This is a genomic window from Thalassospira sp. UBA1131, from assembly GCF_002311515.1.
GTDB lineage: Bacteria > Pseudomonadota > Alphaproteobacteria > Rhodospirillales > Thalassospiraceae > Thalassospira.
In genome coordinates, this window is the sequence record NZ_DCAO01000070.1 from 44,484 (window position 1) to 56,119 (window position 11,636).

Below are 11,636 nucleotides of genomic sequence, written 5' to 3' on the forward strand. Positions count from 1 at the left end.
CCATAGGTGTCCTTATCAAGCGGCCAGCCAACGGTGTGCTGAATCAGGCCTTCCTTGTGGACTTCGGGGTCAACTTCCCAGAGCTCCTTGATCCCGATGCCATAGGTTTGCGGGTCGGAATTTTTGCGCAGATCAAATTTCTTGATCAACTGTTCGGACAGCGAACCACGGCACCCTTCGGCAAAGAAGGTGTATTTGGCATGTAGTTCCATACCCGGTTCATGGTTCGGGCCCGGCGTGCCATCACGTTGCAGGCCCATATCACCCGTGGCGATACCCTTGACCGATCCGTCTTCGTTAAACAGAACTTCGGCGGCGGCAAAGCCCGGATAAACTTCGACACCGAGGGCCTCGGCCTGTTCGCCAAGCCAGCGGCAGACATTGCCAAGGCTGACGATATAGTTGCCCTTGTTGTGCATTTGCGGCGGGGTCGGCAGCTTTTTCGCGCCGGTTTCGCTCAGCATCATGAACTGGTCTTCGCCAGCCGGCACGTTCAGCGGTGCGCCGCGTTCTTTCCAGTCCGGGAAAAGTTCATTGATCGAGCGCGGCTCCATCACGGCCCCTGAAAGGGTGTGTGCGCCGACCTCGGAACCTTTTTCAACCACACAGACGGTGATTTCTTTTTCCTGTTCCTGGGCGAGTTGCATCAGCTTGATGGCCGCTGACAGACCGGATACACCGGCGCCAACAACGACCACGTCAAATTCCATGGATTCCCGTTCCATTTGGCCTCTCTCCTTTGGCTGGCGACCGTATCGAACTGTTTCCGTTCGTTGGCCGTGAGCCGGTATTCACCGTTCAGAGTCTCGCCCAAGCCCTGAATTCTCTCATAATTCTCTATGAATACAGCTATACCGATCATGGGATCAGTTGACAATCCATAGTCACGAACGGTGTCGCGTTTGTACTCTGGCACAAAGGACCCAAAATCGTATAAGGTCGTCCCAAGCAGCAGCCGCGATCCCGTTCGCGGTGCAACATACATCGCCTTAGTGTAGATGAGCAAACCAATTACAGACTTTGATGTAAATAATCTGGACCCATTCGAGGCCCTTGTCTGGCAATTTGAAATGGGCGCGGACGAGGCCATCGCCGACGAGCCGCTTGACCGTTTCAAGGCGTCCGAAAGCCTGCGTCAGAACGCGGCGAACCGGCCGGGCTTTGGCGCGAATGCGGGCACCAACCCGCAGCGTCCGGCAGGGGCGTCGGCCCGTCCGACACAGGCGGCAGGCAACGGCCCGGCACCAATGCCCGCTGGTGCGGATAGTGGGTTTTTACTGTCTGACACGCCGCATGAAGCACGCCAGTCCGCACGTGATGCGGCCGCCGCGGCAAACAGTCTTGAGGAACTCAAGGCGGCGATTGAAAAGTTTGAAGGCTGTGCCCTTAAGAAGTCCGCCAGCAATACCGTCTTCGGCGCCGGCAATGTCGAGGCCAAGCTGGTGCTGGTCGGCGAAGCGCCGGGTGCAGAAGAGGACCGTCAGGGACTGCCGTTTGTCGGGCCAAGTGGCAAGTTGCTTGATGCCATGTTGCGATCCATCGGCTTGGCGCGCGAAGAAGTTTACATCACCAATATCCTGCCATGGCGGCCACCGGGAAACCGCCAGCCGACCACAGCCGAAGTTGCGGTGTGTGAGCCGTTTGTGCGCCGTCATCTTGAACTGATCGGTCCCAAGGTTGTGGTGTGTCTTGGCGGCAGTTCGGCCAAAACCCTGATGGAAGAAGATCGCGGGATCACGCGTTTGCGCGGCACCTGGAAGGAAGTTTCCTTTGCTGATGGCAAAAAGGCCGACCTGACCGCGATGTTCCACCCGGCCTATCTTCTGCGCACGCCGGAACAGAAACGCCTTGCCTGGCGTGATTTGCGCGCGATCGCACAAAAGCTTTAAGGAATTGGCGATAAACTGACTGTATGCATGGGAGATATGCATGCGTTCGGGGTGCGTATTCTGGAGTGCGCCAAGTGCTTGATTCCAGATAAATGATTTCGCGGTTTGGCTGTTTGCTGCTATAAGGGACGCCGTTGCACGAGGGGGAACACCGCAGGCAACGGGTTGCGAGACCAAACTGCTTCGGGATAAACACGCGGCTTGAAAACAAGTCTCGTTGGGGAAACTAATTTTGATCGAAGCAATAAGAACACGCCTGCCGGGTGTCAAAAGCACCTTAAGGCAGGGCCTATTCTTCGCGTTTCTTGGCACCATGACCGTCATGGGGGCCACGTCACCTGCTGCTGCCAGCACGCAGGAACAGGCCGCCCTTGGCAGCCCGGTTCTGGATGACGCGCTTTCGACTGTAATCCCCAAGCCACTTTCCGAACGTGACGCCGAACTTTACGAACAGATTTTTGCCGTTCAGGAACAGGGCCGTTGGCAAGATGCCGACCGCCTGATTTCGCGCCTGTCTGATGATGTCCTGATGGGGCACGTGATGGCGCAGCGTTATCTGCATCCGACGGCCTACCGTTCGCGTTACAAGGAACTGAAAGACTGGCTTGCCAGCTATGCCGATCATCCGCAGGCACCGCGCATCTACAAACTTGCGCTGACACGTCGCGGATCGGCCAATTATCCGAAAAAGCCTGTGGGCAGCTATGTTTCGGGTGCCGGTTATGATTACGAGAACATCACGCCCTATTATCACAAGTCGTCCAAGAAGCTGTCGTCCAAGCAACGTTCGCGCGTCGCGACCCTGAAAAGTCGTATTCGCCACCGCATCGGCAGTGGCTGGCCGACCGGCGCGCTGGAAGTTCTTGAAAGTGACGAGGCGCAGCGTCTTTTTGATGCCTATGAGCAGGACCACGCCAAGGCGGCAATTGCGTCAGGTTACTATTACTTTGGCAAACCGGACCTTGCATTGAAATATGCCGGTGAAGCGGCAAAGCGTTCGGGCAAGTACCTGCCGCAGGCGCATTGGACGGCAGGCCTGACCGCCTGGCGTCTGGGCAAGATGGATGAATCGCACGCCCATTTCGCAGCGCTGAGCACCAATAAATATGCATCCAGCTGGACCCGGACCGCCGGTGCGTTCTGGGCAGGGCGTATTGATCTGGCCGCAGGCCGGTTCGAAGAGGCCGATGCCATGTTGAACCGCGCGGCGGAATATCCGCGTTCGTTCTATGGTCAGTTGGCGATGCGCGCCCTTGGCCGTGATGATGTCTTTGACTGGGACAGCCTGGAACTTGATGAAAACCGTGCCAACAAGCTGAAGCTTGATCCGCATGGGCGTCGTGCGCTCTCGCTGTTGCAGATCGGACAGCGCGATGAAGCCGAACGTGAATTGCGCAAGGCCGCGGCAAAAGATGATGATTCGCTGCGCCGTGCTGTTCTGGCCCTGACCGATACCGCGAATTTCGCATCACTTACCATGCGTCTTGGCAGTTATATCGCGCAAAAGACCGGTGATGTGTTTGTAAACGCGCTTTATCCGGTCCCGCCATGGGAGCCGGAAGGTGGTTACGAAGTTGACCGAGCGGTGATTTATGCCTTCATGCGTCAGGAATCAGGTTTCAATACCGACGCCCGCAGTCATGCCGGTGCGCGTGGTTTGATGCAACTGATGCCGGCAACGGCAAGCTATATCGGCAATACCCGTTACCGGGGTGAAAAGCGTGCCGAGCTTTATCAGCCGGAAATCAACCTGTCACTTGGGCAGAAATATGTTGATCACCTGCTTGAACAGAATGGCGTTGATAACGGCTTCTTGCAGTTGATGGCGGCCTATAACGGTGGCATTGGCAATCTTGGCCGTTGGCAGAAGGCGCTTAAGGACAATGTCGATCCGCTGTATTTCATCGAAAGCATTCCGTCGCGCGAAACCCGACTGTTCATCGAACGCGTGATGGCAAACCTTTGGATGTATCGTTCGCGGTTCGGTCAGGAAACGCCGTCGCTTGATCTTCTGGCGGCCGGTGAATGGCCAACCTATCAGCCGCAGGATCAGGAAAATGATCGCGGCCTGACAGCGCAGCGTTAAGCACAATCACCTGCGATGACAGCCAGTAACGGCGACACCCCGCAAAAGCATCCATCCAATGACAAGGACCGCCGCCCGGATCAGGGGACGGTCCTTGATCGTATCAAGATGCCGCCCATGAGCGGCGAAGAAGCTTTGCGACGGTTTAACGAGGGGCAGTCATCGGCAAATGGCGGCGGGAATGCGCCGCAGCCGGGCGAACTTGATAATCTTCATCCGATCATCAAGCTGATGGCACTGGGCGGGACATTGGTTCTGATTGTCGCGGTGTTGCTTGGGGTGCTTTATCTGTTCGCGGCTTGATGCCGTTATCCAGACTAGTCGGCGCTGATTACGGCATCTGCACTGGATTGCAGGGCCTTGATTTCGCTTTCGGTGGCGTTGCCAAGCGGGTCGTCCTTGGGAAGGTCGCGGTAAAGGTCACTAAGCACGCGAAGCGCCTGATCGGACTTGCCATTTTGTTTCAGCATCATGCCGTAATAGTAGCGTGCCAACAGATGGTTGGGCATTTGCCCAAGGGCATGAAGCACAAGATCGCGTGATGTACTGTCGATCTGGCCATCCTGGGCGGTGATGCGGGTATCGGCATATTCAATGGCAAGCAACGGATTGTGACCCGAAAGGGCATAGGCCTGCGCAAAGGCGGCAACGGCCCGTTCAATATTGCCGAGGCGCAGAGATCCACGCGCCAGGGCGACCCAGCCTTGAAGATTGCGCGGGTTTACCTCAAGCGAGACGACAATCTGATTAAGCAAACGCCTGATCTGTTGATCGGTTTTGAAATCCGGGTCGGTGGCGTTATCGGCCACGGCCGCGGCGGCGGCGAGGTTGCGTTCACCGGCACGGTCTGCATAGGGCCGCGATGGCAGGGTTGGGCTGCCAATGATCGCATAAAGACCCAGTGCCGCGACGACCGGCAGTGCGGCAAACGTCACACGGCGCGCACGCGATCCGTGCCCGTCGGATTTCGGCAGGCTTGCATAGAGTGCAGAACCCGCCAGAACTGCCAGAACCGTCAAGCCAACCCAGATCACGCGAAACCTCCGACCGGTTGACGATATGTCAGGCGATCACGTTTCATCAGGACTTGCCGTCATCATTTGAAGTGCCAAGAAGTTCGTCCAGACGTTCCTGTTCGTCTTTTGACAGGGATGCGGATGCCGGGGAACCTTCGCGCTGCTTGCGGCGATAGAATGCAAAGACCGCCAGCAAAGCCAGCACCACCAGAACAGCCGGGCTTGCCCACAGAATATAGGTTTCCGGTTTTAGCGGTGGGTTCAAAAGGACATAGTCGCCATAGCGCGCAACGATATAGTCAATGACCTCTTCGTTGTCGTCGCCAGCAACAAGGCGTTCACGCACCAGTACGCGCAGATCACGCGCCAGTTCGGCATCAGAATCATCAATCGACTGGTTTTGACACACAAGGCAACGCAGTTCCTTGCTGATTTCGCGCGCGCGTTCTTCAAGAACCGGGTTGGACAGCATTTCATCGGGGTTGACCGCAAATGCCGGGTTCGATGCAATGACCGGAACCAGAATGGCAAGTGCGCCAAAAACAAGTTTAAAGCGGCTTATCATCCCTTTAACTCCGCGATTTTCGGCAGCAGGACCTTTTCAAGGACTTCGACCGTAACGGGCCCGACATGCTTGTATCTGATTTGGCCGGTGCCATCGATGATGAAGGTTTCCGGAACACCATAGACACCAAAATCAATGCCGGTCCGGCCCGACAGATCCATGCCGACAGCGGCATAGGGATCGCCAAGTTCGGCCAGCCATTTCACACCGTCCTCGGGATCCTTTTCCTTGTAATTCAGGCCATAGACCGGAACGTCGGCTTCGCGCGACAGGCGTTTGATCAGCGGATGTTCTGCGCGACACGGGACGCACCAGCTTGCAAAGACGTTCAGAACCGATACCTCGCCCTTGGTCAGATCCGCACGCGACAGGCCCTTGTCCCGGCCCGGCAGTGGCGGCAGCGAGAATTCCGGTGCCGGTTTATCGATCAGGACCGATGGCACAACCGATGCATCCTTGTCGATGTTTAACAAGAACACCCCGGCCAGTGCGGCAAACAAAACCAGCGGAATGACAGCGATCGAAAATCTCATGAAGCGGGAACTCCAGTCTTCTTGAAGCGCAGGATTACGCGCGTGAGGATGCTGAAACATCCACCGATCAACATCAATAACATGCCACCCCAGACCCAGGGCATCATGGGCAAATAATGAACCGTTACCACCCGGCCGCCGTCATCATCACGATCTCCGATCGAGACATGCAGATCGCCATCGCGACCATGCCAGATATCGGCTTCACGGGTTTCAACGCCACGGATCGGGTAATAGCGGATTTCAGGGAACAGTTCGGTGACCGGCAGGGAATGCCGATACAGGATAAAGGTCGCCTGACGGGTGGCATAGTTTTCACCGGCCAGAAGCGAGACACCTTCATATTGCAGGTTATAGGGGCCTGCCTGAATGCTTTGTCCGGCACGGGCAGAGACAACAACCTGTTCTTCCCAGATGCTGCTGGCCGATCCACCGGCAATCAGGATGGCAAGACCGATATGGGAAAGGGTCATGCTGATATAGCGTGGCCCCAGCAGTTGCAGATTGCGATATTTGCTGTCACCATATTCAGGGTGGCGCCAAAGCCGTGCCCACAGATCACTTAGCGACGCGGTCAGAACCCAACCGGCAAGACCGATACCGATCAGCGGTGCGGGGGACAGATCGATAAAGCGGATGGAAACGAACAGCACTGTGATGAGCGACAGGATGGCTGCAAGCTTCATGCGCCGCCCGATCATCCAGACTTCATCCTGTCGCCAGCGCAGTGCCGGGGCAAAGGCCATCAGAAACAGCAAGGGCAGAACAATCGGGATAAGAGCTTTGACATAGAACGGCGCACCGACCGTGATCGGATCGCCCGTAATCCATTGCAAAACCAGTGGATAGATCGTGCCGATCAGTACGACGGCAGCAACCAGCGACAGCATCACGCTGTTAAGGAACATCGCACTTTCGCGCGAAATGACATCAAAACCGCGACCATCGCCCATCTGATCGACAGATCGCCAAAACAGGTAATAGGCGACGGCAAACACCAGACAGAACGCGACCAGAAGTCCGGTACTGTCAATCGGCAGAAGCTGTGTTTCGGGCAGGGGCGCAAACAGATCTGATCGGGTCAGATAAACCCCGAACCATCCCACCGCAAGCGTCGTGATGCCCAGAAAGGCTGTCCATGCGCGCAGGGTTTCGGTTTTTTCCAGAACGGCCCGGCAATGCAAAAGGGCGGTTGCCAGCAACCATGGCAAGAGAAGGCTGTTTTCCGCCGTGTCCCAGTACCACCAGCCACCCCATGCCTGTTCGCTATAGGAACGATAGGCATTGATCGCAATCGCGGTGCCAAGGCAGACCCAGGATATGATGGTCCAGGATCGCATGGTTTCGGCAAACCGGCGGTCAATCTTGCGGTCAAGCAAACCGGCCAGTGTCATGGCAAAGATACCGGCAAGGCCCGCCAGACCAAGATAAAGGAACGGTTCGCGCAGGACTTTAAGAAGGTCCTGGCTTTGCGGGTTCATCCCCCGACCATCAAGCGGCGCAACAGTGACGCGCAGGAACGGGTCGGCATCAATCAGTGTCACGACACCAAGAATTGTGATCAATGCGCCAAGAACGGAAAGCGCATTGCGCGCGAAGCGATCGGTACAGATGGCAGCAGAACTGCGCAACTGAATGGCAATCAGAAGATTGACCAGTGAAAGGGCCAGAAGCCACAGCAGCATGGCCCCGCCATCGGGGGTAAAGGCCGCCCCAATGCGATAAAGCAATGGGGTCGATGAATGACTGACATTCGAGACGATGGGCAGGGTGAAGTCACTGACGATAAAGGCATTAAGCAACGCCCCTTCGGCCAGAAGGCCAAGCAACAGAATTACGCCAGGCAGCAGAAAAAGGCTGGCCGGTTTTGCCGCGGCCTGCCCGAAAGCACCGCCACGGTCACCGTCATTATCATCGTCATCGGAAAAGGCGGGGCTGCCTGCCGGTGTGGCAGAAGCCCGTTGCGGGGTGAGTATGCGCAACGATGCATGTAGCCAAAGCGGGCTGAACAGAACCGCCTGTCCAATTCCCGTGACCACCATCAGCAGCAGGGCAAAATGTCCTAACTCTGCAAACATGTGCGTCTATGACTTCCCCAATAGTTCCCCTGCGCCCTATTGCCCGATCGGTCGGGTACAGATCAAGGGGCAATGGTCGCGGCTATGTTTTTCTTGCGCGTATGGTCGGGCTTTATGGCGGCAGAATGTGGCTTAATTGCGCATTTGTTCGGCGTTCTTGGCTTCGATTTCTTCCCAATAGCCGCTTTTCTTGAGCGATTCGGCGACTTCAGGCGGCATGTAGTTTTCATCATGCTTGGCCAGAACTTCGGATGCGACAAAGGTGCCGTCGCTGTTCATATGGCCTTCGGCGACGACACCCTGACCTTCGCGAAACAGATCAGGCAAAATCCCGCGATAGGAGACCGGCACACTTTCGGCCATGTCTGTGACGACGAAGGCAATGGTTTGTCCATCATCCTGTTTTGCCACCGACCCTTCAACGACAAGGCCGCCAATCCGCAAACGCTGATCGGGGTCAATCGGTGATTTTTCGGCAATTTCGGTCGGGCTGAAGAAGAACACCACGGAATCTTCAAATGCGGTCAGCATCAGGGCCGCAGCACTGCCAACGGCGAGCAAGATGGCCCCGATGACATACATGCGTTGGCGTTTACGGATTTTTGCGCGGGAAAGTGACACAGTCGTTCTCCGTTCAGGATGCCTGTTGGGTCTTTTTGGTTCGGCGCGGGCGCCGTGATTGCAAAACCGCTTCAAGCTGTTCGCGTTCGATCCGGCTGCTGCGTAAACCGCGTAGTGTTGCAATCAGCAATACGATCATGGCAAGGGCGGTAACGCCGTAACTTGCCCAGATATAGCCGCCATAGCCGCCCATTGAGAAGAATTCACTCATTGCTTGGCCTCCGCATTGTGACCCGCTTCATAGGCTTGTTCCTTTGCCGATGCCGGGGTTTCGGGATCTTCAAACATGCCTGACAGATGCAGGGCACGAATGCGTCGTTCGTTTAGTTCCAGACGAACCCGCAGGATCAGAACAACGAAGTAATAGCAGGTGAAACCAAGGATCATCAGGGCAAGTGGCAATTGCATGCTGGGATCGACGGCCGGGCCATCCATGCGCACGATCGAGGCTGGCTGATGCAGTGTATTCCACCAATCGACCGAGAATTTGACAATCGGCACATTGACCGCACCGACCAGAGCCAGCGCCGATCCGGCCTTTGATCCGCGTTCCGGATCGTCAAAGGCATTCACCAGCGCCATGTAACCGAGATACAGGAACAACAGGATCAGCATCGATGTCAGACGCGCATCCCACACCCACCAGGTGCCCCACATCGGTTCGCCCCACAGCGATCCGGTAATCAGGCAAAGGGCGGTAAAGGTCGCGCCAACCGGTGCGGTGGCGCGCGCGCAGATATCGGCCAACGGGTGTTTCCAGATCAGGCTCATCGCGCCGCAAATCGCCATGCCGACATAGCAAAACAGCCCCATCCATGCGGCTGGGACATGGATATACATGATCCGCACGGTGTGGCCTTGCTGGTAATCAACCGGCGATCCGATCAGGGAAAAATAGAGGCCGGCCGCGATCAGGATCACGGTCAGAGCCGACAGCCACGGCAGGATCGGGGCTGTAAACTTCAAAAACACACTTGGTTTAGCAAAGCGATGCATTTTTCTTATCCTTGGTGCGGAAATCCGCAAAGGGTCATCCCGTCTCGTCGTCTTGTTGCTCTATTCCATAGCCTGGCGTACGGCATGGGCGGTGGCAAAGGGTGCGGCTGCCAATGCCAAAAGCAGGATCGCGGCCATGATCTGTAATTGTGCGGTCGCCGAAATTCCAAGCAGGGCCGCCTCAACTGCACCGGCACCGAATATCAGTACCGGAATATATAGTGGTAAAACTAGAAGTGATACAAGAACTCCACCACGTCGCGCGCCAAGTATGAGTGCTGCGCCAATTGCCCCGATCAGGCTCAGTGCCGGTGTGCCAAGTAACATGGCGACCATTAAAGTGACAAATCCGTCCTGATCCATGTTGAGCATCACGGCCATCAGAGGTGCTGCAATGATCAATGGAAGGCCGGTTGTCAGCCAATGCGCAAGCACCTTGCCCAAAATCAGAAGTTCGAGTGACACCGGCGATAGTGTCAGAAGTTCAAGCGTCCCGTCCTCATAATCGGCCTGAAACACGCGTTCGAGTGACAGCATGGCTGCCAGCAGGGCTGAGACCCAGATCACCCCCGATGCGATACGTGCCAGAATATTGACTTCCGGCCCGACACCGAACGGGAACAGTGTGGTAGTAACAATAAAGAACGCCACGACCATCACGGAATCCGCACCCTGTCGCAGGGCCAAGCGCAGATCGCGTTGCAGAATGGCCAGAAAACCGTTCATTGCGCGGCCTCCTGCGATGAGGCTGCACGCTTTGCCGGGGCCATGTCTTCGAGATCGTCCTGCTCGGCCAGCCATTCGACCATCGGGATGGCAAAATCATCAAGATCGAGAATGGTCGGGTTTTCGACATCAAGATCGATATGGGTTGAATAGACGACAATGCCACCGCGGCCACGAAATTCGGTGATCAGTTGGGCCAGCTCGGCACAGCTTTCGCGGTCCAGCCCGACGGTGGGTTCATCGAGCAACCAAAGATCGCTTTGCCCGATAAGAACGCGGGCAAGGGCGGTGCGCCGTTTCTGGCCACTTGAAAGATACCGACCGGTAACCCGTGCCAGATGATGGATTTGAAGGGCGGTTAACGCCCGGTCAATTGCAGGTTCAAGATCACGAACACCGCGCAACTGGCCCCACAAACGCAAATTATCACGCACCGTCAGAACCGGTTTGATCGCATCCTGATGGCCAAGATAATGGGTGCGCGCATGATGGGCTGTGCGATCCTCTGCGATGTTTTCACCGTTCCAGCGAAGGTCGCCAGAACGCGGTGCCACAAGGCCTGCCATCAGGCGCAAAAGGCTTGATTTCCCGGCACCGTTTCGACCGCGCAGCATCACGGCATCACCGGATTTGGCCGAAAAGGACAGGCCACCAAATACCAGTCTTTCGCCGCGGAGGCAGGTCAGATCAGAACCGCTAAAATCAGCCATATAACCCGTTAGATTGTCTGAAATTCATTCTGTAACACGTCATGATATAACGCGTTACAGCGTATTATTCATGCAATAACCGACAATCGACTGGTTGGCATTGTTTCAAATCAATCCAAACTCACGATCCAACAGGGAATCAGTTGCCGAAACGGACCATGGATGCACCGATGATCGGGCCGCCGCGCCCGTTCTGGATCAAGACGGCGATCCCCCCGTCATAGGCGGCTTTCATGGCAAACGGGATTTTCTGCTGACTGGTGCCATCCCATTGGCCAAGGCTGATCATGTCGCGCACGACATTGGCATTCACCAGTCGCTTGCCGGCGTTTTCGCCTGAAAGCACATCGCGCTGATGTTCGCGATCAAAGCCGATCAACCAGATCTGCGAAATCTGTCCCGGGTTTGGTTTGCCA

General features: G+C 56.2%; 14 protein-coding genes. 3 read left to right on the top strand and 11 right to left on the bottom strand.

Annotated features, from left to right (window positions below):
* The coding region (locus B3Z49_RS11365; RefSeq protein WP_296990909.1) for an NAD(P)/FAD-dependent oxidoreductase at nucleotides 1-725 on the bottom strand (725 nt) is incomplete at its 3' end.
* A 273-nt stretch (nucleotides 726-998) separates the two neighbouring features.
* Between B3Z49_RS11365 and B3Z49_RS11370 the strand changes: the two genes are divergently transcribed.
* From B3Z49_RS11370 to B3Z49_RS11380, 3 genes are all read left to right on the top strand, one after another.
* Complete coding sequence (locus tag B3Z49_RS11370; protein ID WP_296990911.1) at nucleotides 999-1,889, top strand: uracil-DNA glycosylase; 891 nt, start codon at nucleotides 999-1,001, stop codon at nucleotides 1,887-1,889.
* Between the two features lie 232 nt (nucleotides 1,890-2,121).
* Nucleotides 2,122-3,975, top strand: coding sequence for a lytic transglycosylase domain-containing protein (locus B3Z49_RS11375; protein ID WP_197146016.1), 1,854 nt, complete (start codon nucleotides 2,122-2,124; stop codon nucleotides 3,973-3,975).
* A gap of 15 nt (nucleotides 3,976-3,990) precedes the next feature.
* On the top strand, nucleotides 3,991-4,278 hold the full coding sequence (locus B3Z49_RS11380) for a hypothetical protein (protein WP_197146015.1): 288 nt from the start codon (nucleotides 3,991-3,993) through the stop codon (nucleotides 4,276-4,278).
* A gap of 14 nt (nucleotides 4,279-4,292) precedes the next feature.
* Here B3Z49_RS11380 and B3Z49_RS11385 read toward each other — a convergent pair whose 3' ends face one another.
* The 10 genes from B3Z49_RS11385 to B3Z49_RS11430 form a co-directional block, all read right to left on the bottom strand.
* Nucleotides 4,293-5,009 carry a tetratricopeptide repeat protein gene (locus B3Z49_RS11385; protein WP_286792903.1) on the bottom strand — a complete coding sequence of 239 codons (717 nt, stop codon included), beginning with the start codon at nucleotides 5,007-5,009 and terminating at the stop codon, nucleotides 4,293-4,295.
* A gap of 46 nt (nucleotides 5,010-5,055) precedes the next feature.
* Entirely contained in the window at nucleotides 5,056-5,556 is a 501-nt protein-coding gene (locus B3Z49_RS11390; protein ID WP_008889222.1) for a cytochrome c-type biogenesis protein, read from the bottom strand.
* Complete coding sequence (locus B3Z49_RS11395; RefSeq protein WP_008889223.1) at nucleotides 5,553-6,089, bottom strand: DsbE family thiol:disulfide interchange protein; 537 nt, start codon at nucleotides 6,087-6,089, stop codon at nucleotides 5,553-5,555. Before B3Z49_RS11395 ends, B3Z49_RS11390 begins: the two co-directional genes overlap by 4 nt.
* Nucleotides 6,086-8,167 (bottom strand): heme lyase CcmF/NrfE family subunit, encoded by a 2,082-nt coding sequence (locus tag B3Z49_RS11400; protein WP_296990913.1) that lies wholly within the window; start codon nucleotides 8,165-8,167, stop codon nucleotides 6,086-6,088. The genes B3Z49_RS11395 and B3Z49_RS11400 overlap by 4 nt, the downstream gene beginning before the upstream one ends.
* Nucleotides 8,168-8,299: 132 nt before the next feature.
* A complete protein-coding gene (ccmE, locus tag B3Z49_RS11405) occupies nucleotides 8,300-8,788 on the bottom strand; it encodes a cytochrome c maturation protein CcmE (RefSeq protein ID WP_008889225.1) in 489 nt (162 codons plus the stop codon).
* Nucleotides 8,789-8,801: 13 nt separating this feature from the next.
* Nucleotides 8,802-8,999, bottom strand: coding sequence for a heme exporter protein CcmD (ccmD, locus tag B3Z49_RS11410; RefSeq protein WP_008889226.1), 198 nt, complete (start codon nucleotides 8,997-8,999; stop codon nucleotides 8,802-8,804).
* Nucleotides 8,996-9,784 (bottom strand): heme ABC transporter permease, encoded by a 789-nt coding sequence (locus B3Z49_RS11415; protein ID WP_197146011.1) that lies wholly within the window; start codon nucleotides 9,782-9,784, stop codon nucleotides 8,996-8,998. Before B3Z49_RS11415 ends, ccmD begins: the two co-directional genes overlap by 4 nt.
* 60 nt (nucleotides 9,785-9,844) lie before the next feature.
* Entirely contained in the window at nucleotides 9,845-10,510 is a 666-nt protein-coding gene (gene ccmB / locus B3Z49_RS11420; RefSeq protein ID WP_296990914.1) for a heme exporter protein CcmB, read from the bottom strand.
* Complete coding sequence (gene ccmA / locus B3Z49_RS11425) at nucleotides 10,507-11,220, bottom strand: heme ABC exporter ATP-binding protein CcmA (RefSeq protein WP_296990915.1); 714 nt, start codon at nucleotides 11,218-11,220, stop codon at nucleotides 10,507-10,509. The genes ccmB and ccmA overlap by 4 nt, the downstream gene beginning before the upstream one ends.
* Nucleotides 11,221-11,359: 139 nt before the next feature.
* The coding region (locus B3Z49_RS11430; RefSeq protein ID WP_296990916.1) for a DUF1223 domain-containing protein at nucleotides 11,360-11,636 on the bottom strand (277 nt) is incomplete at its 5' end.

What these genes read in the sequence shown, in the direction of transcription:
- B3Z49_RS11415 (WP_197146011.1), bottom strand. Translation starts at nt 9,784, where the DNA reads ATGCATCGCTTTGCTAAACCAAGTGTGTTTTTGAAGTTTACAGCCCCG.
- B3Z49_RS11390 (WP_008889222.1), bottom strand. Translation starts at nt 5,556, where the DNA reads ATGATAAGCCGCTTTAAACTTGTTTTTGGCGCACTTGCCATTCTGGTT.
- ccmA (WP_296990915.1), bottom strand. Translation starts at nt 11,220, where the DNA reads ATGGCTGATTTTAGCGGTTCTGATCTGACCTGCCTCCGCGGCGAAAGA.
- ccmB (WP_296990914.1), bottom strand. Translation starts at nt 10,510, where the DNA reads ATGAACGGTTTTCTGGCCATTCTGCAACGCGATCTGCGCTTGGCCCTG.
- B3Z49_RS11380 (WP_197146015.1), top strand. Translation starts at nt 3,991, where the DNA reads ATGACAGCCAGTAACGGCGACACCCCGCAAAAGCATCCATCCAATGAC.
- B3Z49_RS11400 (WP_296990913.1), bottom strand. Translation starts at nt 8,167, where the DNA reads ATGTTTGCAGAGTTAGGACATTTTGCCCTGCTGCTGATGGTGGTCACG.
- B3Z49_RS11395 (WP_008889223.1), bottom strand. Translation starts at nt 6,089, where the DNA reads ATGAGATTTTCGATCGCTGTCATTCCGCTGGTTTTGTTTGCCGCACTG.
- ccmD (WP_008889226.1), bottom strand. Translation starts at nt 8,999, where the DNA reads ATGAGTGAATTCTTCTCAATGGGCGGCTATGGCGGCTATATCTGGGCA.
- B3Z49_RS11370 (WP_296990911.1), top strand. Translation starts at nt 999, where the DNA reads ATGAGCAAACCAATTACAGACTTTGATGTAAATAATCTGGACCCATTC.